This is a genomic window from Nonomuraea sp. NPDC050022 (genome assembly GCF_044460705.1).
Classification (GTDB): Bacteria; Actinomycetota; Actinomycetes; order Streptosporangiales; family Streptosporangiaceae; genus Nonomuraea.
The window spans coordinates 76909-101943 of sequence record NZ_JBITKE010000017.1; the positions used below are offsets into that span (position 1 = coordinate 76909).

Below are 25035 nucleotides of genomic sequence, written 5' to 3' on the forward strand. Positions count from 1 at the left end.
AGGACGTCTCGGCAGACCGCGAGGACGTCTCAGCGGACCGCCAAGACGTCTCAGTAGGCGGCCAGGACGTCCACCACGAAGACCAGCGTGTCTGCGGCGCGGATGCCGAAGGCGGGCTGCCCCGTGGGCCCATAACCGTAGGCGGGCGGGACGATCATCAGCACGCGGCTGCCGACCGAAACGCCCACCAACGCCCGGTCCCAGCCCTTGATCACACTGCCGTCGCCGATCGTGAACGCCTTCGGCTGCCCGGTACTCCAGGTGGCGTCGAAGATCCGCCGCTGCCCCCAGATGGCCCCCTCGTACTGGGTGACCAGCAGTTGCCCCGCCCGCGTCCGGCGGCCCGTCCCCTTGGCCAGCACCTTGGCGGCGAACCGGCGGGGCGGCGCGGTCGCGGGCACCGAGAGCCCCGGCCGGGCGCCGCCGGTCACCCGCACGCCCGCCATCGACCCGGCCCGCCCCTTGACCGAGGCGTTCTTCGGGTGCGCGCCGAGGATGTCGATCACGTAGAACAGGTCGTCGCCCGAGCCGACCCCCTGCGGCGGGTTCGCGCCGAAGCCGTCGGCCGGCGGGATGGCGGCGATCACCCTGCTGCCCACCTTGCGGCCCCGCAACGCCAGGTCCAGGCCGGGCATCAGCCGGCCGACCGGGAAGGCGGCGGGGGCGCCGCGGTTGAAGCTGGAGTCGACGAGCCGGTTCTCCCCGCCGTCCCAGACGTGCGCGGTGTACTGGACGATCGCCACGTCGTCCTTGCCCAACGGCGCGCCCTTGCCCTCGGCGAGCTGGTCCACCTGCAGCCCCGCCGCCGGCTTGCCGGCCGGGAAGACGATCGTGGGCTTGGCGCCGAACCGGCCGCCCACCTTCAGCTCGGGATCGCCCGCCTCGGTGCCGGTGCAGGCCGTCAGCAGGGCCAGCGGTAACAGCAGCACGGCGGTACGGCGGCGCATCGGACCCCTCCCGAGCGGGCGGGCCCGGCGACGGTGTCGTCGCCGGGCCCGGAGATGCTACCGCGTTGTCAGATCACCCGTCAGTAAGCCGACAGTACGTCCACCACGAACACCAGCGTGCTGTTGGCCGGGATGCCGTTCTGCTCCTGCTTGCCGTAACCGAGGTCCGGCGGGATGCTCATCACGACCCGGCTGCCGACCGGAACCCCGGCCAGGCCCTGCTGCCAGCCCTTGATCACGTTCGCGAGCGGGAACGAGGCCGGCTCACCCTTGGTCCAGCTGGAGTCGAACACCTTGTCGGTGCCCCAGATCTTGCCCGTGTAGTGGGCGACCACGGTCTGGCCTTCCTTGACCTTCGCGCCGGTGCCCTGGATCACGGTCTTGACCACGAGGTCCTTGGACGGCTTGTCCTTGGTCTTGGTGGTCAGCTCGGGCGCCTTGTCACCGCCCGGGTTGACGACCTTGACGCCCTTGATGCTCTCGCCGACCTCCTTGCCGGTGGCCGCCTTCAGCGCCGCGGGCGGCGCCCCGACCACGTCCACGACGAACACCTTCGTCGGCTGCGGCTGCTGGCCCTGCTGCTGCTGAGCGGCGTCGGCGGCCAGCACGGCCAGCACCCGGCCGCCGTGCTTGACCTTGGAGAAGCCGTCCTGCAGCACCTGCGGCAGCTGCTGGTCGACCGCGATGGTCTCCGGCGCCTTGGAGTCATAGGAGGAGCCTTGGAAGGCGTTCTGCTTGCCGTCCCAGTTGTAGACGGTCAGGTTGATGATGATCTTGTCGCCGCTCTTCACCTGCGGGCCCGTGCCAGGGGTCAGCACCTCGTAGGAGGACTTGGTGGCGGGCGAGCCGGCGGGGAAGGTCACCGTGGGCTTGGCGCCCACATTGCCGGTGACCTGCACCTTGCCCGGAGCGCTGCTCGCGGTGGCGGCGGCCCCGTTGGCACCCGAGTCGGAGCCGCCGCACGCGGCGGCGAAGAAGATCAAAGGCACGGCGGCCAGAGCGGCCAGAGCGCGGCGCATGGATTTCCCTCGGAAAGACGTCAGATTCGCGTCACCCTATCCGACATCGAAGTAGGGCCGGGGTAAACCAGTCGCTACATTCCGGCGATGAGCTTGTCCACCCGCTCGTCGACGCTGCGGAACGGGTCCTTGCACAGCACCGTGCGCTGCGCCTGGTCGTTCAGCTTCAGGTGCACCCAGTCGACGGTGAAGTCGCGCCGCTTCTCCTGCGCCTTCCGGATGAACTCACCCCGCAACCGCGCCCTGGTCGTCTGCGGCGGCACCGACTTGGCCTCGAAGATCTTCAGGTCGGACGCCACCCGCTCCACCGAGCCGCGCTTCTGCAGCAAGTAGAACAGGCCGCGCTTGCGGTGCACGTCGTGGTAGGCCAGGTCGAGCTGCGCCACCCTCGGCGACGACAGCGGCAGGTCGTACTTCTTGCGGTAACGCTCGATGAGCTGGTATTTCGTCACCCAGTCGATCTCGCGCGCCACCAGGTCGAGGTTGCCGGTCTCGACCGCGTGCAGGGTCCGCTCCCACAGCTCCAGCACCCGGCGCGCGATCGGGTCACCGCCCCGCCGGTCGACGAAGTCCTTGGCCTTGGACAGGTATTCCTGCTGGATCTCCAGGCTCGACGCCTCACGGCCGTTGGCCAGCCGCACCCGCCGCCGCCCGGTCATGTCGTGCGACACCTCGCGGATGGCCCTGATCGGGTTCTCCAGCGACAGGTCGCGCATCACCGTGCCCGCCTCGATCATGCGCAGCACCAGGTCGGTGGCGCCGACCTTGAGCAGCATGGTGGCCTCGCTCATGTTCGAGTCGCCGACGATGACGTGCAGGCGGCGGAACCGCTCGGCGTCGGCGTGCGGCTCGTCGCGCGTGTTGATGATCGGCCTGGACCGGGTCGTCGCCGAGGAGACACCCTCCCAGATGTGCTCGGCGCGCTGCGACACGCAGTAGACCGCGCCGCGCGGCGTCTGCAGCACCTTGCCCGCGCCGCAGATGATCTGCCGGGTGACCAGGAACGGGATCAGCACATCGGCCAGCCGGCCGAACTCGCCGTGCCTGCCGACCAGGTAGTTCTCGTGACAGCCGTAGGAGTTTCCCGCGGAGTCGGTGTTGTTCTTGAAGAGGTAGATGTCACCGGCGATGCCCTCTTCGCGCAGCCGCTTCTCGGCGTCGACGAGGAGTCCCTCGAGGATGCGTTCGCCGGCCTTGTCGTGGGTGACGAGTTCGATGACGTTGTCACACTCGGGTGTTGCGTATTCAGGATGGCTGCCCACGTCGAGGTACAGACGTGCGCCGTTGCGGAGGAAGACGTTGCTCGATCGGCCCCAGGACACGACCCGCCGGAACAGGTAGCGCGCGACCTCGTCGGGGGACAGCCTGCGCTGTCCCCTGAACGTGCAGGTCACGCCGTACTCGTTCTCCAGCCCGAAGATGCGACGATCCATCACCTCACACTATGCCCACGGATCGTCAAGCGGGAGAGATCTTCCCCGTGTTTCCCTCACGCGCTTGCGTCCGTCTCGCGAGGCGGCCCCGCCGGATGGTCATAGCGGCGTCATTCTCCGCTTGTACGGCCGCTTGGGGCATCAGGGGGTGTAGATCTCCTGGACCTGGACGATCTCGCCCTTGTAGACCGTGATCAGCGACGGGTGGGCGTTGCTCTTGTGCCGCTTGATCAGGACCGACCGCGAGCAGCGCTTGCTGCCGAGAGCGTCCTTCTTGCCGACCGTGAGGTCGCCCTCGGCCACCTTGCAGCCGAACGCCGACAGGAACACCACGTTCTTGGCGATCCGCGAGGAGTAGGCCATCGACTCACCCTCGGGCGGGGTGACGAACTGCCCCTCCGTCATGGTGCCCTTCTTCCACTTGACCGGCGTGTACTCGGCGGTGTCACCGCTGAGGTGCGTGATCTGGCCACGCAGGATGCCGTCGTGGCGGGAGGAGATGTGCTTGGTGAAGTCGTGCTTCGGGTCGGCCTGGAAGGTCGTGCCGAAGGTCTTGGGCGCCTTGAACTTGGGCAGGCCCGTGGTGGCGGCGTTCGCGGCGGTGGCGGCCGTAAGGACGACGGTCGCGGCGGCGGCGCCGGCGAGGAGGGTACGCATTGGGTTCTTCACGCCTTCTGAGATCCTCGTTCCCGCTCGGCGGTTCGCCCAAATACGTGTGAACCAGGTCACACTCCCCCAGGGCTCGCAGGCCGTCTCGTGACGGCGCCCGAGCCCCTGTCCAGCCAGGCGGACACCGGCCCTGTACGACAAAAAGCTCGGACGGGCGAAGATCGCCCGTCCGAGCAGGACGAGATCAGAACACCCGAGCCGCGCACACCCGGAGCGGTTGGCCATGCCCGGCCACGCAGGCTCGGAGGCAGCGCCTAGAGCGGCGGCGAGCCGTCGTCGACGTCGCCCTCGGGACCGGTCGGAGGCGGGGTGTCGGGGCCGGCGTCGGATTCGAGCGGAGAGCCGCCGGCGGCGGGCGGAGTGGCAGCGGGCGGAGTGGCAGCGGGCGGAGCGGCGGCGAGGAGACGCTCTAGGCGCGGCCCCGCGAGCCGCTGGAACTTGCGGTGCTCACGGTTGCGGTCCAGCACCGCCACCTCCAGCTGCCCCACCGGCGGACGCTCCCCACCGGGCTCCGTGAGCGCCGTCAGCGCCACCTCCAGCGCGGCGGCCAGCGGCATGCCCTCCCGGTAGCCCTCCTTCAGCCGCGTCGCCACCGCCTCCGCCTGACCGCCCATCGCCGCGAAGCCGTGCTCGTCGAAGACCGACCCGTCGAAGGTCAGCCGGTAGATCGCGTCACCCTCCGGCGCGTCACCCACCTCGGCCACCACGACCTCCACCTCGAGCGACTTGATCGACTCGGTGAAGATGCGGCCCAGGTTGGACGCGTAGAGGTTGGCCAGCCCACGACCCGTCACATCGGAGCGGTCATAGGTGTAGCCGTTGATGTCGGCGTAGCGGATGCCGCCCAGCCGGAGCTCCTCGAACTCGTTGTAACGACCCACCGCCGCGAACCCGATGCGGTCGTAGATCTCACTGACCTTGTGCAGCGCCCGCGACGGGTTGGGCGCGACGAACAGGATGCCGTCCTCGTACTGCAGCACGACGACGCTGCGGCCCCGCGCGATGCCTTTGCGCGCGTAGTCGGCCTTGTCCCGCATGATCTGCTCAGGGGACGCATATCCAAAAGGCATGGACACGGAAGGGGTCCTTTCTAGCGCAGCGGGGCGATGGGGCCGTCAGGGGAGATGAGGCGCAGTTCGAGCATCTGCTCGACGTAGCCGGCCACCTCGTCGTCCGACAACCGGCGGAAGCCGTCGGCGTCGATCACCGAGACGATCGGCCAGATCTTCCGCGTCACATCGGGCCCGCCGGTGGCCGAATCGTCGTCCGCCGCGTCGTACAGCGCCTGGATCAACGCCATCACCGTGTCGTCCGCCGACATCCCATCGCGGTAGAGCTTCTTCAACGCCCCCCGCGCGAAGATCGAACCGGAACCGATCGCGTCGAACCGGTCACGCTCGTAGGGGCCGCCCGCCACGTCGTAGCTGAAGATCCGCCCGCCGTCCCGCTCCGCGTCATAGGCGGCGAACAGCGGCACCACCACCAGCCCCTGCATCGCCATACCGAGATTGCCGCGAATCATCGCGGCCAGCCGGTTGGCCTTGCCGTTGACCGATAGCGTGCGGCCCTCCAGCTTCTCGTAGTGCTCCAGCTCGACCCGGTAGAGCCTGGCCATCTCGATGCCCGTGCTGGCCGTGCCGGCGATGCCCATGCACGAATAATCGTCGGTCCTGAACACCTTCTCCACGTCACGCTGAGAAATGATGTTGCCCGACGTCGCCCGCCGGTCGCCCGCCATGACCACGCCACCCGCGAACGTGGCGGCGACGATCGTGGTCGCGTGCGGAACCTGGTCGCCGATCGGCGTGGCCAGAATCTCACCACGCACCGGAAGCAGCCCTGGCGCGCGCGAACCGACGAACTCGGTGAACGAGGAACTTCCGGTGTTGTGGAAAAGCTGGTCCATCAAGCCGACGGGCAGATCCCTGTGCGATGCCACGCGACTCCCTCCCAAACGTCACTGTCCCTAGAGGGGACCCTACTCATGTTGCGTCGCTGTCTGCACTTCCCACGATCAGCCCACGGCGAACCGGTCACCAGATCGTTTCTTTACGCCCAGTAGAGGCCATGCGATTGTCGGTATGTCTGCACGTCCTGAACAGGAGGCCGACATGCTACTCCCCAGCCGACCTGCGGTGATCGCGGCTCTCGCCATCGTGGCCCTCAGCTCCTGCGGGACCGGCGCGCCCGCCGCAGGGGAGGGCATCACCCTCGTCATCACCGCCAACTCCATCTCCGGCGGCAAGAACTCCGAGTCCGCCGACTGGATCAAGCGATGGGTGATCCCCGGATTCGAGCAGACCCACCACAACGTCAAGGTGCTCTTCCAGCCCAGCGGCGTCGACGACGAGCAGTACAAGACCAAGATCGCGCTCGACCTCAAGTCCAAGGCCGGAGCCGACGTCATCGACCTCGACGGCATCTGGGTCGGCGAGTTCGCCCAGGCCGGCTACATCAAGCCGCTCACCGAGGTGGGCGGGCCCGCCGTCGACTCCTGGGAGGGCTGGTCACAGATCCCGCAGGCCGTACAGGGGCTCGGCGTCTTCGACGGCAAGAAGTACGGCCTGCCCCAGGGCACCGACGGCCGCGTCCTGTTCTACAACAAGACCCTGTTCAAGAAGGCCGGACTGCCCGACCCATGGCAGCCGGCGAACTGGGAGGACATCCTGACGACCGGCGGCAGGCTGAAGGCCGCGGGCGTGCCCACCCCCATCCAGATCAACGCCGGCACCGCGATGGGCGAGGCCACCACCATGCAGGGCGTGCTCCCCCTCCTCGCCGCCGCCGGGTCCGAGATCTACGCCGACGGCAAGTGGACCGGCGCCAGCCGGGCCATGAAGGACGTCCTCGGCTTCTACCAGCGGCTCTACGCCTCCGGGCTCAGCGACCCCAAGCTGCAGCAGGAGGCCAAGGGCCGCGACAAGTCCTTCGCCCAGTTCGCCGCCGGCAAGATCGGCATCCTGGTCGAGAGCGACTACTTCTGGCGCTCCGTCATCGAGCCGAAGGCCGGGGTGGCCCCCATGGCCGACCGCGACTCGGCCGTCGGCTACGCCGAGATCCCCGCCAAGAACCCCGGCGGCGCCATCCGCGGCCAGGACTTCGCCAGCATGTCGGGCGGCGCCGTACGCGTGCTGAACCCCTTCTCCAAGAACCCCAAGCTGGCCTGGGAACTGCTCGCCTTCATGCACTCCGCGGCGGCCACCAAGTCGCAGCTGGCCGGACAGGCCCGGATCAGCTCCCGCGGCGACGTCAACAGCGAGGTCCTCACCGCCGACCCGATGCTGAAGTACATCGCCGACAAGGTGCTGCCCATCACCGCCTACCGCCCCGGCCTCGCCGTCTACCCCCAGGTCTCCGTCGCCCTCCAGGAGGCCACCGCGGCGATCGTCAGCGGCAAGACCGCCGACGAGGCGGCGGCCACCTACCAGGCCAAGCTGGAAGGACTGGTAGGCGGCGCCGACCACGTCGCCGGGTGAGGGCGCCATGAACCGTGAGGGAGCGCCTGCGCCTGGACCGAGGAACGCAGGGAGCGAAGCGACCGGAGAGACGAGGGAAGGCACAGGATCCCAGCGACCGAACCGCGATCCGAAGGATCGCCATGAATACTGACGCGGCGGGGCTGGGAAAGGCCGGAGCGGCCGGGTTCGTCCTGCCCGCTCTCGTCCTCATCGGCGTCTTCCTCGTATTCCCCGCCCTCTGGACGATCTACCTCGGGCTCACCGACTATCGCCTCACCGGCCTGGCCGCCGCCGACCCCCAGGTCGTCGGCCTGGACAACTACACCACCACGCTGACCGACCCGCGCTTCCTCAGCTCGCTGTGGCTCACCGTCGTCTACGTCGGCGGCTCGGCCGTCCTCGGCCAGGCCGGGCTCGGCTTCACCCTCGCCTGGCTGCTGCGCACCCGCCGCGGGCCGCTACGACGGGCCGTCGAAGGCGTCGTGCTGCTGTCGTGGATCCTGCCCAGCACGGTCGTCGGCTTCCTCTGGTTCGCCCTGCTGGACCGCGACGACGGCACACTCAACGCGCTCCTGCGCACGCCCGGCCTGGGCTGGCTGCTGGACTACCCGCTGCCGTCCATCATCGTCTTCAACGTCTGGCGCGGCACCGCCTTCTCGATGATGCTGTACGCCGCCGCGCTGGAGAACGTGCCACCCTCGCAGCTGGAGACCGCCCGCCTGGCCGGCGCCTCCGTGCCGCAGCAACTGCGCGACGTGGTCTTCCCGCTCATCCGCCGGCACGTGCTGACGAACCTGCTGCTGATCAGCCTCTGGACCTTCAACGACTTCACCCCGTTCGTCCTGACCGGCGGCGGGCCGGAAGGACGCTCGGAGATCCTGCCCGTCTACGTCTACAACATCGCCCTCAAAGGCGGCGAACTCGGCGTGGGCGCCGCCGTGTCCTTCCTCATCCTGCTCATCAACCTCCTCTTCGCCCTGGCGTACCTGCGGCTGCTGCGCGGCCGGCGCCGCGCGGCGGGAAGGCCACCGGCATGATCCGGCACACCATCGGACGGCTCGCCGCCACCGTGTTCATCGCCGTCGTCCTGGCCTTCTTCGCGCTGCCCATGCTCTGGCTGGCCAGCGCCCCCTTCGACGCCAGCCCGGCGATCACCACCTCCATCCCGGACTTCACCCTGCGCAACTTCGCCGCCATCCTGGACAACCCCTACGCGCTCGGCTCCATTCGCAACTCCCTCATCCAGGGCGGCGGCGCCGCCGCGCTCGTCGTCGTCCTGGCCGCACTCGCCGCCTACGCCCTGTCCAGGGTCCGCGTCCCCGGCCGCGACGTGCTGCTCTATCTGCTCCTGCTGTTGTCGTCCGTCGTCACCGGCACCGCCGCCATGGTGCCCATCTTCGAACTCGCCACCAGGCTCGACCTCATCGACACCCACCTCGGCGTCATCCTCGTCGTCTCCGGCGGTCTGCTGCCCGCCGCCATCTTCATCCTCAAGGACTTCATGGACGAGACGCCGACCACCTACGAGGAGTCGGCACGCGTCTTCGGCGCCTCATCCCTGCAGATCCTGCGGCACATCGTGATCCCCCTCGTACGGCCCGGCCTGGCCACCATCGCCGTCTGGGCGCTGGCCAGCGTGTGGGGCGGATTCCTGTTCCAGTTCATCCTGCTGCGCGACCCCGACAAGGCCCCCGGCTCGGTCATCCTCTACACCCTCTACACCGAGGGCGGCTCACCCAGACTCGAGCTCATCTCCACCTTCTCGCTGCTCTACTCGCTCCCGGTGGTGGCGATGTACCTGTTCGTCTCCCAGCGGTACGGCTTCCGCTTCCACGGAGGGATCAAACGGTGATCTCACTGCACGGCCTCACCAAGGTGTTCCCCGGCGGAGTACGCGCCCTCGACGGCCTCGACCTCACCATCGCCGACGGCGAGTTCTTCGCCCTGCTCGGCCCGTCGGGCTGCGGCAAGACCACCCTCCTGCGCATCAAGAAGGTCCCCCGCCCGGAACGCGCCGCCAGAGCCGCCGAGGTCGCCCGGCGCCTCAGCCTGCCCGACCTCCTGCACCGCCGCCCCGCCCAGCTGTCCGGCGGCCAGCAGCAACGCGTCGCGCTCGCCCGCGCCATCGCCTGCCGCCCCACCGCGTTCCTCTTCGACGAGCCACTGTCCAACCTCGACGCCCGGCTCCGCCTCGAAGCCCGCACCTTCCTCAAGCGCCTGCAACGCGAACTCGCCGTCACCACCGTCTTCGTCACCCACGGCCAGGCCGAGGCCCTCGCCCTGGCCGACCGCGTCGCCGTCATGTCCCACGGCCGGATGATCCAGGTCGGCACCCCCGCCGAGGTGTTCCAGCGCCCCGCCACCCCCTTCGTGGCCGCCTTCATCGGCTCCACCCCCATGAACCTGCTGCCCGGCCAGATCACCTCCGGCACCCTCCACGTCGCCGGCGCCACCCTCCCCGCCCCTGCGGGCATCGCCGACGGAGATCTCGTGTATGGAGCGCGGCCCGAATATCTGGAACTCCTGCTCCAAGCCCGCCCCGACGCCTTCCCCGGCACCGTCTCCGTCCTGGAGAACCTCGGCACCAGCACCCTGGTCACCTTCGAGACGGACGACACCCTCATCCAGGCCGTCGTCCCCGAAGGTGACGAACCTCCCATCGGCACCCCCGCCTGGGCACTCCCTCGCCGCTCCCTCCTCTACCGCGACGGCCGCCTACTCTGAGAGAGGCGTCCACCGGGGTCTGAGTCCCGCACGTCCTAACTCCGAGAGACGCGTCGACCAGGCACGGGGCCCCGTCTGAGAGACGCGTCCACCAGGGACTGAGTGCTGCACGTCCTACTCTGAGAGACATGTCCACCAGGGACTGGGTCCTGCACGTCGACCTCGACCAGTTCATCGCCGCCGTCGAGATCCTGCGTCACCCCGACCTCCGCGGCAGACCCGTCGTGGTCGGCGGCTCCGGCGACCCCACCCAGCCGCGCACCGTCGCCGCCACCGCCACCTACGAAGCCCGCGAACACGGCGTCCACTCCGGCATGCCGCTCCGCACCGCGCTCAAACGCTGCCCCGACGCCGTCTTCCTGCCCAGCGACCCGCCCGCCTACGAGGCCGCGTCCGAGCGCGTCATGGCCACGCTGCGCGGGTTTCCCGTTCTGCTGGAGATCTGGGGCTGGGACGAGGCTTTCATCGGAGCCCGGACCGACGACCCCGAGGCGCTGGCCACCGCCCTCCAGCAGGCCGTCCTGGCCGAAACCGCCCTGTCCTGCTCCGTCGGCATCGGCGACAACAAGCATCAGGCCAAACTCGCCTCCGCGTTCGCCAAACCCGCTGGGATCTACCGTCTCACCGGCGACAACTGGGCCGAGGTCATGAACGACCGGCCCACCGACGCGCTCTGGGGCATCGGCGCCAAGATCGCCAAAAAACTGGCCGACCTGGGACTCGACACGGTCGCCCAACTCGCCGCCGCCGACCCCGCCGACCTGGCCCGCCGCTTCGGCCCCACCAACGGCCCTTGGTACCGCTATCTCGCCCTCGGCAAGGGCGAAGCCGAGGTCGTCACCACTCCCTGGGTCGCCCGAGGCCACAGCCGCGAGATCACCTTCCCGCACGACCTCACCGACAGAACCGAAATATCCACCCACATAGCCACACTGGCCCGACAGGTCGCCTCAGACGCGACCGCCGCGGGACGAGTGATCGTCCGCGTCTCGGTAAAGGTGCGATTCGCGCCCTTCCTCACCCGCACCCGCCAGTCGAAGCTCCCCTCACCCACCACGGACGCGGCCGAGCTGTCCCGCGCCGCCCTCACCGTGCTCGACCGCTTCGACCTCGACCGGCCGGTCCGCCTCCTCGGCGTGGCCGTCGAATACGCCCCACCGGATCAGACCCGAACCGCTCGCTCATAGAACTCGGACCGCATCGCCTCGTCGACGCGGATGAACTCCTGGATCTCCTCCTCAGACACATCCTCGATGTCCTGCCACTCGACCGTCGCCTCGATGTAGGCCAACGCCCGCCACGCCACACCCGGATCGTCCCTGAACTGGCCGATACCTGTGTTGCACGGCAAGCAGAGCGCGTAGCGCACATCACCCGTACGGTGACAGTGATCGACATGCTCGGGCGAACGGTCCCAGCAGACCACGCACAACCCGTACTGATCGACCACCATGCGCTCGACATCCTCATGCCGCATGCCGTAACGCTGGGTCAGGTGGTAAGTCCTGGTCGGCGCCACCGACTCCGGACGCCGCTGCGGCGGGACCACGAACTCGGGCCAGAGAATCTCCCCGTCCAGATAGAGGGCGGCGAGTTCGAGCAACACGGTCTTGTCACCGAAGTGCCCCAGCCCGTTGTTGCAGTTGAAACAGAGAACACCCCGCACCAGGCCACTCTGGTGACAGTGGTCGACGAACGTGCCGGGGACCACCTGACAGATGGCACATAGCCCATTCTGCTGGGCAAGCATCCGCTCGAAGTCGTCCTCGGTTATGCCGTAGCGGTGTTTGAGCAGGTAATTCCGCTCGCTCCCGTGATTCTTGATCTTGTTTTCCCGCATGGCCGCGCTGTGGCACGGTTTGCAGTAGCGAGTAAGCCCAGACTTCTCCGCACGGTTGCGCCCGAACTCCGCAACAGTCTTCACTTCCTGACAGCGAGGACAGTATCTGTGCTCTGGAGGCACGTCGACCACCTCGCGCACAGTCTTACCCTGCTCGCCACGACGCTTGCGATAACTCTGAGTGGACCGCACCCGGAAGCAACTCTTGCAGTAGCGCGCAAGCCCATCGCTCATCCGCTTGTTCAGCCCAAACTCAGAGACCCCCTTCACCTCCTTACAGTCCGGACACCACTTCACTCCCTCAGGCGTTTCCACCCCATTCCCCCCGATTTCGATGTCCGTTTTGCCCTACTCTCCGCCCTTTTGGACGTAGCTGCGCACGAACTCCTCTGCGTTCTCTTCGAGAACTTCGTCGATTTCGTCCAGAATCGCGTCGACATCGTCAGTGAGCTTCTCCTGACGCTCCTGCACATCCGGCGCCGCCGAAGCCTCGGTCTCCTCGACCTCGCTCTCGCGCCGACCGGCCTGCTTCTGGCCACCCGTGTCCTTGCTTGCCATGTCCTACCTACCTCCGCTTGGGGGACTGCTCTCTAGGCATATCTTCCCCGAACCGGGCGACATTTCGCGCCCAAGGCCCCGCGATCTTGCCGACTTGACTAGATAGTTCCCCTATCCAATAATGAGGCCCCTGTCCCACAGGAGGTTTCGATGTCCCCCTCGTCTCTGAGCACGGCAGGTGTGCTTCTCATCACAGTCCCGGCGGTGGCGTTCGGCGGCGTCTCGCTGCTGACGTTCCTCATGCGGAACGTGCCCGGCTACAACGACAACCCGGTGCGCCGCAGCCTCTGGCGGGCGGGCCACGCTCACGCGGGCGTGCTGGTGCTGTTCGGCCTCGTGGCGATGCTCTACGTGGATCAGGCGGATCTTTCGGACGGCCTGAAGAGCCTGGTCCGCATCCTCATCGTGGCCGCCCCGATCCTCATGCCGCTCGGCTTCTTCCTGTCGGTGGTCCGTCCCAGTGACACCAAGCCGAGCAAGCTCATCGGGCTGACGGTGGTGGGCGGCGCGGCGCTGGCGGTGGGCACGCTGACGCTGGGCATCGGCCTGCTCTGACGGGACGCCTCCGAGTGCGGGAGGGAACGCCCATGGCCGGGAGCGCGACGTGACGGCGCCCGGCCACGTATCGCCGGAGAAGCGTTCCCCTGGACGGGGCCCGGCCACGTGCGCGCGTTGGCGCCTTACCGTGCTCTGCCGTAAAAAAATCGGCTTGTAAAGCGGCAGCCCCCGATAGAGGCGTATGGCGGCTAGTCTCCGCCGGTGAGGGCCGCGACCAGGTCGGCGGCGGTGCGGCAGCGGTCGAAGAGTTCGCCCACGTGGGCCTTCGTGCCGCGCAGTGGTTCGAGGGTAGGCACGCGCTGGAGGGATTCGCGGCCCGGGATGTCGAAGATGACCGAGTCCCATGAGGCGGCCGCGACGGACTCGCTGTATTGGCGTAGGCAGCGGCCGCGGAAGTAGGCGCGGGTGTCGGTGGGTGGGTTCTCGACGGCGCGCTGGACGTCGTCTTCGGTGACCAGGCGCTGCATGCGTCCGCGGGCGACGAGGCGGTTGTAGAGGCCGCGGTCGGGGCGGATGTCGGAGTATTGCAGGTCGACGAGTTGCAGCCGGGGGTGGGACCAGGTGAGCGAGTCGCGGGTGCGGTAACCCTCGAGTAGTTCGAGTTTGGCGACCCAGTCGAGTTCGCGGGAGAGCTGCATGGGGTCTTCGGCCAGGCGGGTGAGGACGGATTCCCAGCGGTCGAGGACGTCCTTGTTCATCTCTTCCTGGGCGGTGCCGCGTTCCTCGACATACTTGCGGGCCTGCTCGAGATATTCCATCTGAAGTTGGATGGCGGTGAGCTTGCGGCCGTCGCGCAGGGGGATCTCGTAGCGGCAGGTGGGGTCGTGGGAGACCGCGCGCAGGGCTTGTACGGGGTTCTCGACGGCGAGGTCGCGGCTGAGGAAGCCGTCTTCGATCATGGCTAGGACGAGGGCCGTGGAGCCCAACTTCAGGTATGTCGAAATTTCCGACATGTTGGCGTCGCCGATGATCACGTGCAGCCGCCGGTACTTCTCCGGATCGGCGTGCGGCTCGTCCCTGGTGTTGATGATCGGCCGCTTGAGCGTGGTCTCCAGGCCCACCTCGACCTCGAAGAAGTCGGCCCGCTGGCTGATCTGGAAGCCCTCGCCGCGCGAGTCCTGTCCGATGCCGACCTTGCCCGCGCCCACGACGACCTGGCGGGAGACGAAGAACGGGGTGAGGTGGCGGACGATGTCGGCGAAGGGGGTGGCGCGCCGCATGAGGTAGTTCTCGTGGCAGCCGTAGCTGGCGCCCTTGGCGTCGGTGTTGTTCTTGTAGAGCTGGATCGGGGCGTTGGACGGGATCGCGGAGGCCCGCTGGGCGGCGTCGTACATGACGCGTTCGCCGGCCTTGTCCCAGATGACGGCGGCGCGCGGGTTGGTGCACTCGGGAGTGGAGTATTCGGGGTGGGCGTGGTCGACGTAGAGCCTGGCGCCATTGGTGAGAATGACGTTGGCGAGGCCGAGGTCCTCGTCGGTGAGCTGGCTGGGGTCGGCTACCTCTCTGGCCAGGTCGAAGCCGCGAGCGTCGCGCAGCGGGTTCTCCTCTTCGAAGTCCCACCTCGCCCTGCGCGCCCTGGCGGCGGAGGCCGCCAGGTAGGCGTTCACCACCTGCGAGGAGGTGACCATCGCGTTGGCGCCTGGCTGACCTGGTACGGAGATGCCGTACTCGGTCTCGATGCCCATCACCCGACGCACCGTCATGCAACACCCTCTGTTCGTCCGGATCTGCCTATCCGCCGTTTATATGCCCGAGCCTATGCCCTTCACAGTGCCCCAGGGTCACAGAGTTATGGCACCGCAGTCTTTTCCACCTTTACGGCGGGAACTGGGGGGGTTTGTGGACGTGCCCGGGGCTTAAGCAGACGCTGGATGGGGCGTTCGGCGAGGGAGTAGACCAGGTAGGACAGGAGCACGGCCGCGAGCGTGGTGGTGAGGGCGGTGGCCCAGGGGGCCATTCTGGTGGCCAGGATGGGGATCAGAGCCACGGCGACGACCGAGTGGAAGAGGTAGAGCGGGTAGGTCGTCGCGCCGAGCGCAGTGAGCGTTCTGGACGGCCGCAGCCGGAACACGCCGAGGGCGACGAACGACATCGCGGCGAAGATGACCGTGATGGTGATGATCACGCTGAGGTCGCTGACGGGCATGCTCTTGAATCCGGCGACCTTGATCCGGCCGTGGACGCGTTCGAGCGCGGAGTGCACCGCCAGGACGTAGCCGCAGGCGACGTAGAGCCAGGGCAGCACGGCGTTGCGGTGCTTGTGGATGAGATAGAGGGCCATGCCGGCGGCGAAGTAGGGCGCGTAGCGGGGCATGATGATCTCGTTGAGCACCTCGTTGCCGAGCAGTTCTGCGCCGAGCGCGGCGGCCAGCCAGACACCGGCGAAGATCAGGACGCGGCCGTAGGTGACACCGATGATCACGAGGATGGCCATGAGGAGATAGAAGCGGAGTTCGGCCCAGAGCGACCAGTAGACGCCGCTGGCGTCCAGGACCTTGAACAGCCGCTGGAACATACTGGCGTTCACCAGATACTCCCCAGGCGAAAGCTTGGGGTCGAGCACCTTGGTGCCGGTGAGGCCGTAGAGAGCGGCGACGGCGGCGAGGCTGAGCCAGTAAGCCGGGTAGAGGCGGACGAACCTGCTCCGGGCGAACGCTCCGAGCCCCCTCCCCCACGCGCTCATGAGGATGACGAAGCCGCTGATGACGAAGAATAACTCCACGCCCAGGATGCCGAGCCCGGCGAACGGGGCGACGGCGGGGAAGAGCTCGGCGGGCCTGTCTCCCCAGACGGAGGCGAACGCGATCAGGTAGTGGAAGGCCAGCACCGCGAGGGCGGCGACGAACCTGAGCAGATCGAGTTCGGCCAGCCGGCCTTCTCCGGGAGAGCGCCTCGGCCGGTTGGGTGGTTGCACGCCCTGTTGGACGGCACAACGATCACTTTGGTTCCGTTGGTCCCAATTTTCACATGGGTCCCTCGGCGACGCGGAGAAGATGGGGCGGCATGAGAAGGGGCCGCGCGGGGATCCGCGCGGCCCTTCTCAGCAGCCTCTTACAGGTATTGGCCGGTGTTGGCGACGGTGTCGATGGAGCGACCCGCCTCCGCGCCCTGCTTGCCCGACACGAGCGTACGGATGTAGACGATCCGCTCGCCCTTCTTGCCGGAGATGCGGGCCCAGTCGTCCGGGTTGGTGGTGTTGGGCAGGTCCTCGTTCTCGGAGAACTCGTCCACGCAGGCCGTGAGCAGGTGCTGCACCCGCAGGCCCTTCTGGCCGCTCTCGAGGAACTGCTTGATGGCCATCTTCTTGCCCCGGTCGACGATGTTCTGGATCATCGCGCCGGAGTTGAAGTCCTTGAAGTAGAGGACTTCCTTGTCGCCGTTGGCGTAGGTCACCTCGAGGAAGCGGTTCTCTTCGCTCTCGGTGTACATGCGCTCCACGACGCTCTGGATCATGCCGTGAATGGTGCCCTCGCGGGAACCGCTGTGCTCCGCGAGGTCGTCGGGGTGCAGCGGCAGTTCGGAGATGAGGTACTTGGAGAAGATGTCCTTCGCCGCTTCGGCGTCGGGCCGCTCGATCTTGATCTTGACGTCCAGGCGGCCGGGCCGCAGGATCGCCGGGTCGATCATGTCCTCGCGGTTGGAGGCGCCGATGACGATGACGTTTTCCAGGCCCTCGACACCGTCGATCTCCGAAAGGAGCTGGGGAACGATGGTGTTCTCGACGTCCGAGGAGACGCCGGAGCCTCGGGTGCGGAAGATCGAGTCCATCTCGTCGAAGAACACGATCACCGGGGTGCCCTCTGAGGCCTTCTCTCGAGCCCGCTGGAAGACCAGGCGGATATGCCGCTCGGTCTCGCCGACGTACTTGTTGAGTAGTTCGGGGCCCTTGATGTTGAGGAAGAAGCTCTTGCCTTCCTGGCCGGTGCGCTCCGCGACCTGCTTGGCCAGGGAGTTGGCGACGGCCTTGGCGATGAGCGTCTTGCCGCAGCCGGGCGGGCCGTAGAGCAGAACGCCCTTGGGCGGGCGCAGCTTGTGCTCGCGGAACAGGTCGGCGTGCAGGTAGGGCAGCTCGATGGCGTCCCTGATCTGCTCGATCTGCCTCATCAGGCCACCGATCTCCTCGTAGGAGATGTCGGGGACCTCTTCGAGCACGAGTTCTTCGACTTCGGACTTGGGAATCCGCTCGTAGACGTAGCCCGAGCGGGGTTCGAGCAACAGTGAGTCGCCCGCCCTGATCGGCTGCCCGACCAGTGACTCGGCGAGCCGCACCACGCGCTCCTCGTCCGCGTGCGAGATGACCAGTGCGCGCTGCCCCTGGTCGAGGAGCTCTTTGAGCATCACGATCTCGCCGACCTCTTCGTAGCCGAGGGCTTCGACCACGTTGAGCGCCTCGTTCAGCATGACCTCCTGGCCACGCCGGAGCGAGTCGACGTCGACGGCGGGGCTGACGTTCACCCGCAGCTTGCGGCCGCCGGTGAACACCTCGATCGTGCCGTCTTCTCTGGCCTCCAGGAAGGTGCCGAACCCGGATGGCGGCTGTGCCAGCCGGTCGACTTCTTCCTTGAGGGCAACGATCTGATCCCTGGCCTCCTTGAGTGTGGCGACCAGGCGCTCGTTCTGGCCGGTGACGGCCGCGAGGTTCGCCTGCGCCTCGTGGAGACGCTCTTCAAGGACTCTGGCCTGACGGGGTGACTCGGCCAGCTTCCGCCTCAGCGCGGTGATCTCCTCTTGGAGGAAGGAGACCTGTGTTGAAAGATCAGCGACCTCCCGTTCGCGCTGCGCGGCTCGAGCCTCAGCATCATCGCGAGCTGCCACGCCCCGTCACCTCCTTCCCAGTCGAGGGCGACTACTAAGGACCTTACCTATCTCGGGCCCCTCCGTAACCTGGCCGGGCAGTGTTCGTCGTGTGACATTCAGTGTTCGGCGAATAATCCCTAATAGTGCGTTTAATACTGGCAGCATAGGAACACGGCGATCTGTTCCCGTGTCACGCACCAACGCACCCTCGTGGCCAAATTGTCATAGTTCCTCAGTGGTCCCCTTCGGTCGTCGGCGGCGTGGTGGCGGTGCCACACCGTCCGCCATGCGACGGGCGCTGACGAGGAATCCGGTGTGGCCGATCATCCGATGATCCGGTCTCACCGCGAGCCCTTCGACATGCCAGTCGCGAACCAGGGTCTCCCACGCATGAGGCTCGGTGAAACTCCCGTGATCGCGAATGGCCTCGACGGTCTTGGACATCTGGGTCGTCGTGGCCACGTAGCAGCAGATGACGCCGCCCGGTGTGAGGGCCTTGGCGGCGGCGTCGACGCACTCCCAGGGGGCGAGCATGTCGAGGATGACGCGGTCGACGTCCACCTCGTCGATCGAGGCGACCAGGTCGCCGACGACGAGCCGCCAGGTGTCGTCCATGGGACCGCCGTAGAACTTCTCCACGTTCTTGCGCGCGACGTCGGCGAACTCCTCGCGCCGCTCGTAGGAGGTGACGTGACCCTCGGGTCCCACTGCGCGCAGCAGGAAACAGGTCAGCGCGCCAGAACCGACCCCCGCCTCGATCACCCGGGCGCCGGGGAAGACGTCGGCCATGCCGACGATCTGCGCGGCGTCCTTGGGGTAGATCACCGCGGCGCCGCGCGGCATGGCCAGAGTGTAGTCCTGCAGCAGGTGGCGGAAGGCGAGGTATTGGGTGCCGCCGGAGGAGCGCACCACGGAGCCTTCGGGTTGCCCGATCAGGTCGCTGTGGGGGATGGCGCCCTTGTGCGTGTGGAAGACGCCGTCCTCTTTGAGCGTGATCGTGTGGCGCTTGTTCTTGGGGTCGGTGAGCTGCACCTGATCCCCCGCCTGGAACGGCCCATGCCTGCGGAAACCCATGTCGGCAAGGTTATAGGGCTTTCGAGCACGCCTTGACGCGCGATATCTATGAGGGATGTTCCCCCGTGAAGTGATCTCTACCGGTCCCCTGGTGTTGCGACGTCCCTCCGATTCGGACGCCGAGGCGATCGTACGCGCGTGTGACGACCCGGTGACGGCCCGGTTTCTGTACACCTTGCCGTCGCCGTACACGTTGCAGGACGCGCGCGCCTACCTGCGGGCGGCGGAGGCGAAGTGGGCGGACGGCGGCGCCGAGTTCACGATCACCGAGAACGGCCACTACGTCGGTGCCATCGGTGTCCAGCCGCCCGATCCGTGGGGCGTGGCGGCGATCGGCTACCTGGCCGCGCCGTGGGCGCGTGGCAAGGGCGTGGTGAGCCGGGCGACGCGGGCGGTGACCGAGTGGCTGTTCGACCATGGTGTCGAGCGCGTGGAGTTGCACGCCGCCGTGGAGAACATCGCCAGCCTGCGAGTCGCCTACAAGGCCGGTTTCCAGGAAGAGGGGCGCAGACGCGACGCCAAGGTCGGGCGTGACGGGCGCCGCACCGACATCATCACGTTCGCCCGGATCCGGCGCGACTCCGGCCTGGCAGCCGAGTCCTACCTGCCGTTCTTCGACGGCGGCGAGCTGAGCGATGGGGTGGTACGACTGACACCGATGGAGGTGGCCGACGCCCCCGAGTTCCACGCGATGATGCGGGAGCCGAGTGTGGCCGCCTACGCGGTCGGGCCGCGTGCCACGCTGGAGGACAACGAGCGGCGCTGCCGCTACACCGGCTACTGGTGGGTGTCCGGGCAGCGGATCGAGCTGGCGATCAAGGATGCCGTCTCCGGGAGGTTCGCGGGGCACGTGCAACTGGTGCAGGTGGCGCCGATGATCGGGCAGGGCATGATCGGATATTCGCTGCGGTCGGAGTTCCGGGGCAGAGGGTTCATGACGCGGGCCGTGCGGCTGCTGGTGGACTGGGCCTTCGCCAACACCCAGCTGCACCGGATCGTGGCCGGGACCGAGGTGGGCAACAAGGCTTCGCAGCGGGTGCTGGAGCGGTCTGGCTTCGTCCAGGAGTCGACGCAACGCGAGCTGTTCCCCAGGGAGGACGGGACCCGGTCGGACGAGCTGGAGTGGCTCCGCCTGCGCCCCCGCTGACCGGAAATCCCGATTTCCAGTTGGGGGCTGGTCAAGTGACACGGCGACGGCGAGACTCGGGGTCACCGCCCCTGAGATACGCGTGATCATACTGCGCGATCTCACTTCCCCTCCTCCGAGGGATACAGCGATGACTTACAACCGTGTCGACGTCGCCATGCGCGAACTCATCGCCTCGTTCTCCTGCCTGGACCCCGCGCGATTGATCGACAGGCTGAGCGGGACCGCCGCGGCGGTCACCGGAACGGCCTACGCGGGTTTCGTACGGGTGGACGCGCTACGGGAGGTCGCCCAGTCCGTCAATGTGCACGCGCCCCCGGTCGATCCGCTGCGGGTACGCCCGTGGCTGGAGGAGTCCGGGGTGCTCAAGACGCTCGCCACGCGATCCGTCCGGCTGCTGATCGTGCCGGACGCGTCGATGGGCGAGCCCGGGTTCCTGGCCATGCCGGTGCCGCTCGCCACCAGGGAGCACGTGTTCCTGTGGGTGGCGGGGCGCCGGTTCGGGGAGCCGGAGGAGCACCTGCTGAGCCGCTTCGCCACCGCCGCGGGCCGGGCCCTGGAGGCCGCCAGCGCGCTGGAGGCGGCCACCCGGCTGTTACGCGGCGTGCAGGCGTTCCCCTGCGGGTGACGGGCGTCGCCGGGCCGGATTCGGTACGGGCCGGATCGCGAGAATACGGATGACCTACGGGTGGGTCCGATAGGTGCGGCGGCCGTTTCCGTGCTGCGGTTCCAGGAGATTCTTCACCGCTTTTCTATACCCAAACTTGGAAATTGCAGTATTTCCACAGAATGGGTGAAGGCGGCCTTCCGGACGCCCGCGGCGGGGTCGCGGCTCGCGCGGCCCCGCTGCTCAGGGGCTCTTCCCGGCCATCGGCGGCTCGGCGGCCAGGATCGGCGCGTGGCCTGGCGAATAGCCGGCCCGCTCGCCACGGAAGCGGCTTTGCGGACCGCCTAGTTCGTACATCCCGCTGGGACCGCCGGGCACCGCGGTAATCGTCGGCATATTTCGCATCTTGCCGCCCTAGGGAACGACGAGTGGGCCAGCACCAATGGCGCATCGCCTGCACGATCACGCATCAGCGGAACCGCTCCGCCAACCTCGCGTCAGCTGTCGCTCGGGACCGATGCGTGTGAGATGTCGCTCCGCGCGTCAGACGTCTTGCCCGAGCATGGCGCTTGTCGCCTCGTCGACGATGTCGCCCATCGCGCGTTGCGCCTCCGGGGAGTCTCCGGCCTGGATCGCCTGGGCCACCTCCGCGTGCCGGCGGATCACCGCCGGCTCCGGGAAGGCCGGCATCAGGTGGTGGTGCGTACGAGCCGCCAGCACCTCCGTGACCACCGTGGTGAGCGCGCCGAGCATCTCGTTGCCCGAGGCTTCCAGCAGGGTCCGGTGGAACAGGATGTCGGCGGCCAGGTAGGACTCCAGGTCGCCGGACCTGCCGTGGACGGCCATCCGCATGACCGCCTCCGTCAACCGGCCGCACTGGTCGGGAGTGGCGTGGGTGGCGGCGAGCGCGGCGGCGACGGGTTCGACGCCGCGGCGGAGCTCGCCGAGGGAGCGGAGCAGCGAGGCGCGTTCGCCGCTGTCCAGCCGCCAGCGGATGACGCGGGGGTCGAACAGGTTCCAGGAGGTCCGGGGCGAGACCGTGATGCCGACGCGCCGGCGGCTGCTGACCAGGCCCATGGACTCCAGGACTCGTACGGCCTCGCGCACCACCGTACGGGACACCCCGAACCTGGCCTCCAGCTGCTCGATCCTGAGCACCTGGCCGGCGGCGTAGCCGCCCGCGACCACGAGGGCGCCCAGCTCGTCGAGCACGCTGCCGTGCAGGCTCTCGTCTGTGACGCCCCTGCTCACATGCCTCACATACTTCTATTCAAAAGTATGATTTATTCGACTTCTCAGCTTGATTGATATGACGCAAGCTGTCTAGTCTGACGCGCATCCGAGCCCGAGAGGTTGCCCCGCATGGACGACTCACCCCGCCCGCAGCTCATCGTCGTGATGGGGGTGACGGGATGCGGCAAGTCCACCGTCGGCGCCGCGCTCGCCGAACGCCTCGGGGTGCCGTTCGCCGACGCCGACGACTTCCACAGCCCCGCGAACGTCGCCAAGATGTCCGCCGGAATGCCGCTCGACGACACCGACCGGCTGCCGTGGCTGCGCGCGGTGGGCGCCTGGCTCGCCGAGCACGCCGGCACCGGGGCCGTGATGGCGTGCTCGGCGCTGAAGCGCCGCTACCGCGACCTGCTGCGGGAGGCCGCCCCCGAGGTGAGCTTCCTGCACCTGGACGGCGACGTCGACATGATCAGGAAACGGGTGGCGCACCGGCCCGGGCACTTCATGCCCGAGTCACTGGTGGCCTCGCAGTTCGCGGCCCTCGAACCCCTCGGCCCCGACGAACGCGGCGTCGCACTCGACCTGTCGCTGCCGGTCGACGACGTCGTGAACGCCTATCTCGCCCGTACGACCTCGTGACCGCCCACTCTCGGCCGGACGGCCTCCCGAGCGCGTGCCTCAGCCGTACGACCTCCTGAACGCGTGCCTCAGCCGTACGACCTCCTGAACGCGCACCTCAGCCGTACGACCTCCTGAGCGCGTGCCTCGCCCGGACGACCTCCTGACCGCACCCTGCGCGACGTCCAGCGCGCTCCTGGCCGACCGGCGTCGGCCGCCCGGAAATGCGCCAGATCCGCGACCGAAAGCGAGACGGCACGGCCGAAGCGGATAGGGCTGAGGACACGAGGGCCCAGGGACGAGAAGCCCAGAGACGCGAGGGCTCAGGAGCGAGAAGCCCCAAGGCGAGAGGACCGACGTCGTTCCTGAAGGCCCTCCTGAAGGCCTTCAGCCCTGGCGTTCCTGAAGGCCCTCAGCCCTGGGCGACCAGCGGATGGCGCACGGGGGGCCTGGCGCACGCGGGGCCTGGCGCACGGGGCCCATTGGCGCACGGCGGCCGCTCCGTCGGCGGCCGGTGGCGGATGATGCACGGCGGCGGCTGGCGCGTCGGCGGGCGGTGCACGGTGGCGGGCGGTGCACGGTGGCGGGTCACAGCAGGACCCCCGCACCCCCAAGCGGAACACGGGCCGAAGCGGAACGCCCGCACTCCCACCAGGAGCACGGGCGTTCAGTAAGATTCGGGAAGGTTCAGGACGAAGGGCTCATCCCCGGTGGGCTTCGAAGCGCATCGTGCGGGAGACGCCGACGCGGACCGTGGTGCCCGGGACGATGGTGACGGGCTCGTTGGGTGGGATGTCGTAGAAGTTGGGGTCGCCGGGCGGCTGGATCTGGGTGCCGTTGACCGACCCCAGGTCGACCAGGTTGACGTCCCAGCCGTCGAGCGCCACCCGCAGATGCCTGCGGGAGACCGACCCGTCGGGGCTGGTCACCTTGGCGGGCCTGGCCGTGCCACCCGCCACCTCCGGCGCGCGCTCGGGGTCGCGTCCCAGCAGGTAGTCGCTCTCCAGCGGCAGCGCGGTGCCGTCGTCGAGGATGAGGACGCCCAGCGGGGGCCGCGGCCCCTTGTACGGCACGAGGGTGCGCTGGACGAGCGCGATGCCGCAGACCGCGCAGTAGGGCACGCGTGGGTCGTTGAAGTGGTCGTTCTTGCAGTCGACGCCGTAGACGAGCTGCCGGTCGCCGTGCTCCTCCTGGGCGGGCGGAGGCGGAGGCGGCGGCTGCTCGAACAACTCGCGGGGCTGTTCGAAGTGCTCCCGCGGCTGGTCGTAGGGGGAGGCGGGCTGCTCGAAATGTTCGCGTGGCTGGTCGTACTGCTCACGCGGCTGGTCGTAGGGGGAAGAGGGCTGCTCGTACTCGGGCATCGTGCCGTTGCCGGAGTGCGCGGGTGCGGGCTCGTCGTAGGTGGGGAACCCGCTCGGCTGCTCGGCCGGGGGCGGCGGGTCCGGGACCGCTGACAGGAACGGCGGCTGCTGCTCCAGCGCGGGAGGCGGCGGCTGCGGCCCTGAGGCGGACTGGGGACCCGACAACGGCTGCGGGCCTGACAAAGGCTGAGGACCCGAGAACGGCTGCGGGCCCGAGGGGCCGGCGGCCGAAGGGGTGGCGGGCTGGTCGTTGCCCGACAGCGGATAGGGGGCCATCTGCACCGGAGGCGGCACGACCAGGTCGGGCTCGAAGTGCAGGGCGGTGTTGGGCAGCTCGCTGGTCAACGGCCTGGACTGCGCAGCGGGCCGCTCGGCGACGTCACCGAAGTCGCCCATCAGACCGCCGCCGTGCACCACGCCGCCGTCGAAGCTGACCGCGGGATGCGGCTCGCCCCCGCCGGGCAGGCTCAGCGAGACGCGTTGGACCGGCCCGTTGATGAGCCGGTCGGCCCAGGTCAGCGAGTCGCTGCCGGCCAGCCGGGTCTCGCCGGAGGCCGTGGTGACCGTGGCCGACGCGGAGCCGCTGACCAGGACGGCCACGCCGCCGTCGACCGGCCCCGCGACCGCGCAGGTGGCGGGGTCGCCGGTCATGTTGGCCGCGAGCACCTGGGCGGCGCGCCTGGCGAGCGCTCTGCCGTCGCCCCCGGCGGCGGCCGTCTCGCGTAGTGCCTTGAGCAGTTCATCGGCCGCGGCCTCGGCCGCGTCGCACACCAGCAACAGCCCGCCCAGATAGGCGACCAGCCCATCTCCGGGAAGCGGACGTACCGCCCCGAAGCCCTGGCCCGTCATGACTCCTCCTTCATGACGACCGCGCTGCGCTCATCGGTGCCCTCGCTGCGCTCGGTCACTCAATTCTCCTCCCCGGAAGCCGGCGTGATCACGGCACCCGCACTGCCGTGCCGGCCACCAGCCATACGCATACCCATACGGCG

Annotated in this window: 24 protein-coding genes; 9 read left to right on the forward strand and 15 right to left on the reverse strand. The window is 68.4% G+C overall.

Features of this window, described 5'->3' with window-relative positions:
• Positions 1-50 precede the first annotated feature (50 nt).
• From ACIBO2_RS50685 to prcB, 6 genes are all read right to left on the reverse strand, one after another.
• Positions 51-947, reverse strand: a complete 897-nt coding sequence (locus ACIBO2_RS50685) for an FKBP-type peptidyl-prolyl cis-trans isomerase (RefSeq protein WP_397304685.1) — start codon at positions 945-947, stop codon at positions 51-53.
• Between the two features lie 80 nt (positions 948-1027).
• Complete coding sequence (locus ACIBO2_RS50690) at positions 1028-1966, reverse strand: FKBP-type peptidyl-prolyl cis-trans isomerase (RefSeq protein ID WP_358540752.1); 939 nt, start codon at positions 1964-1966, stop codon at positions 1028-1030.
• 74 nt (positions 1967-2040) lie between these two features.
• Positions 2041-3399 (reverse strand): Pup--protein ligase, encoded by a 1359-nt coding sequence (gene pafA / locus ACIBO2_RS50695; protein ID WP_357649547.1) that lies wholly within the window; start codon positions 3397-3399, stop codon positions 2041-2043.
• A 141-nt stretch (positions 3400-3540) separates the two neighbouring features.
• Positions 3541-4056 (reverse strand): hypothetical protein, encoded by a 516-nt coding sequence (locus tag ACIBO2_RS50700; RefSeq protein WP_363994166.1) that lies wholly within the window; start codon positions 4054-4056, stop codon positions 3541-3543.
• Positions 4057-4322: 266 nt separating this feature from the next.
• Positions 4323-5138 (reverse strand): proteasome subunit alpha, encoded by an 816-nt coding sequence (gene prcA / locus ACIBO2_RS50705; RefSeq protein ID WP_358541408.1) that lies wholly within the window; start codon positions 5136-5138, stop codon positions 4323-4325.
• A 20-nt stretch (positions 5139-5158) separates the two neighbouring features.
• The gene (gene prcB, locus ACIBO2_RS50710) at positions 5159-6007 is read right to left on the reverse strand and encodes a proteasome subunit beta (RefSeq protein ID WP_397304686.1); all 849 of its coding nucleotides are present in this window, start codon (positions 6005-6007) and stop codon (positions 5159-5161) included.
• A 172-nt stretch (positions 6008-6179) separates the two neighbouring features.
• On the opposite strand from prcB, the gene ACIBO2_RS50715 reads away from it, so the two are divergent.
• From ACIBO2_RS50715 to ACIBO2_RS50735, 5 genes are all read left to right on the forward strand, one after another.
• Positions 6180-7544 carry an extracellular solute-binding protein gene (locus ACIBO2_RS50715; RefSeq protein ID WP_358540748.1) on the forward strand — a complete coding sequence of 455 codons (1365 nt, stop codon included), beginning with the start codon at positions 6180-6182 and terminating at the stop codon, positions 7542-7544.
• Between the two features lie 122 nt (positions 7545-7666).
• Entirely contained in the window at positions 7667-8563 is an 897-nt protein-coding gene (locus ACIBO2_RS50720; RefSeq protein WP_358540746.1) for a sugar ABC transporter permease, read from the forward strand.
• Positions 8560-9378 carry a carbohydrate ABC transporter permease gene (locus tag ACIBO2_RS50725; RefSeq protein WP_358540744.1) on the forward strand — a complete coding sequence of 273 codons (819 nt, stop codon included), beginning with the start codon at positions 8560-8562 and terminating at the stop codon, positions 9376-9378. Before ACIBO2_RS50720 ends, ACIBO2_RS50725 begins: the two co-directional genes overlap by 4 nt.
• The gene (locus ACIBO2_RS50730; protein ID WP_397304687.1) at positions 9375-10250 is read left to right on the forward strand and encodes an ABC transporter ATP-binding protein; all 876 of its coding nucleotides are present in this window, start codon (positions 9375-9377) and stop codon (positions 10248-10250) included. The genes ACIBO2_RS50725 and ACIBO2_RS50730 overlap by 4 nt, the downstream gene beginning before the upstream one ends.
• Before the next feature lie 128 nt (positions 10251-10378).
• Positions 10379-11437, forward strand: coding sequence for a DNA polymerase IV (locus ACIBO2_RS50735; protein ID WP_397304688.1), 1059 nt, complete (start codon positions 10379-10381; stop codon positions 11435-11437).
• Here ACIBO2_RS50735 and ACIBO2_RS50740 read toward each other — a convergent pair.
• Both ACIBO2_RS50740 and ACIBO2_RS50745 read right to left on the reverse strand, forming a co-directional pair.
• A complete protein-coding gene (locus ACIBO2_RS50740; RefSeq protein WP_358540738.1) occupies positions 11413-12231 on the reverse strand; it encodes an endonuclease domain-containing protein in 819 nt (272 codons plus the stop codon). The two genes, ACIBO2_RS50735 and ACIBO2_RS50740, sit on opposite strands and share 25 nt — an antisense overlap.
• Before the next feature lie 207 nt (positions 12232-12438).
• Positions 12439-12648, reverse strand: a complete 210-nt coding sequence (locus ACIBO2_RS50745; RefSeq protein WP_225291274.1) for a ubiquitin-like protein Pup — start codon at positions 12646-12648, stop codon at positions 12439-12441.
• Positions 12649-12798: 150 nt separating this feature from the next.
• On the opposite strand from ACIBO2_RS50745, the gene ACIBO2_RS50750 reads away from it, so the two are divergent.
• Complete coding sequence (locus tag ACIBO2_RS50750) at positions 12799-13203, forward strand: hypothetical protein (protein ID WP_397304689.1); 405 nt, start codon at positions 12799-12801, stop codon at positions 13201-13203.
• 191 nt (positions 13204-13394) lie between these two features.
• On the opposite strand, the gene dop is transcribed toward ACIBO2_RS50750, so the two are convergent.
• The 4 genes from dop to ACIBO2_RS50770 all read right to left on the reverse strand — a co-directional run bounded on the left by dop (position 13395) and on the right by ACIBO2_RS50770 (position 19077).
• On the reverse strand, positions 13395-14909 hold the full coding sequence (gene dop / locus ACIBO2_RS50755; protein WP_358540734.1) for a depupylase/deamidase Dop: 1515 nt from the start codon (positions 14907-14909) through the stop codon (positions 13395-13397).
• A gap of 86 nt (positions 14910-14995) precedes the next feature.
• Complete coding sequence (locus ACIBO2_RS50760; protein WP_358540732.1) at positions 14996-16120, reverse strand: acyltransferase; 1125 nt, start codon at positions 16118-16120, stop codon at positions 14996-14998.
• A 137-nt stretch (positions 16121-16257) separates the two neighbouring features.
• Positions 16258-18021 (reverse strand): proteasome ATPase, encoded by a 1764-nt coding sequence (gene arc, locus ACIBO2_RS50765; RefSeq protein WP_225291277.1) that lies wholly within the window; start codon positions 18019-18021, stop codon positions 16258-16260.
• Between the two features lie 204 nt (positions 18022-18225).
• A complete protein-coding gene (locus ACIBO2_RS50770) occupies positions 18226-19077 on the reverse strand; it encodes a tRNA (adenine-N1)-methyltransferase (RefSeq protein WP_225291278.1) in 852 nt (283 codons plus the stop codon).
• A gap of 91 nt (positions 19078-19168) precedes the next feature.
• Between ACIBO2_RS50770 and ACIBO2_RS50775 the strand changes: the two genes are divergently transcribed.
• Together ACIBO2_RS50775 and ACIBO2_RS50780 are read left to right on the forward strand one after the other, a co-directional pair.
• Positions 19169-20224, forward strand: a complete 1056-nt coding sequence (locus tag ACIBO2_RS50775; protein WP_358540729.1) for a GNAT family N-acetyltransferase — start codon at positions 19169-19171, stop codon at positions 20222-20224.
• Positions 20225-20354: 130 nt separating this feature from the next.
• Entirely contained in the window at positions 20355-20852 is a 498-nt protein-coding gene (locus ACIBO2_RS50780) for a hypothetical protein (RefSeq protein ID WP_358540726.1), read from the forward strand.
• Positions 20853-21074: 222 nt separating this feature from the next.
• Here the strand turns inward: ACIBO2_RS50780 and ACIBO2_RS50785 are convergent, their stop codons facing one another.
• Positions 21075-21227 carry a hypothetical protein gene (locus tag ACIBO2_RS50785; RefSeq protein WP_397304690.1) on the reverse strand — a complete coding sequence of 51 codons (153 nt, stop codon included), beginning with the start codon at positions 21225-21227 and terminating at the stop codon, positions 21075-21077.
• A gap of 147 nt (positions 21228-21374) precedes the next feature.
• Positions 21375-22082, reverse strand: coding sequence for a FadR/GntR family transcriptional regulator (locus tag ACIBO2_RS50790; protein WP_397304691.1), 708 nt, complete (start codon positions 22080-22082; stop codon positions 21375-21377).
• Positions 22083-22193: 111 nt separating this feature from the next.
• On the opposite strand from ACIBO2_RS50790, the gene ACIBO2_RS50795 reads away from it, so the two are divergent.
• Positions 22194-22703, forward strand: a complete 510-nt coding sequence (locus ACIBO2_RS50795; protein ID WP_358540717.1) for a gluconokinase — start codon at positions 22194-22196, stop codon at positions 22701-22703.
• 680 nt (positions 22704-23383) lie between these two features.
• On the opposite strand, the gene ACIBO2_RS50800 is transcribed toward ACIBO2_RS50795, so the two are convergent.
• Positions 23384-24892 (reverse strand): FHA domain-containing protein, encoded by a 1509-nt coding sequence (locus ACIBO2_RS50800; RefSeq protein WP_358540714.1) that lies wholly within the window; start codon positions 24890-24892, stop codon positions 23384-23386.
• Positions 24893-25035: the final 143 nt, after the last annotated feature.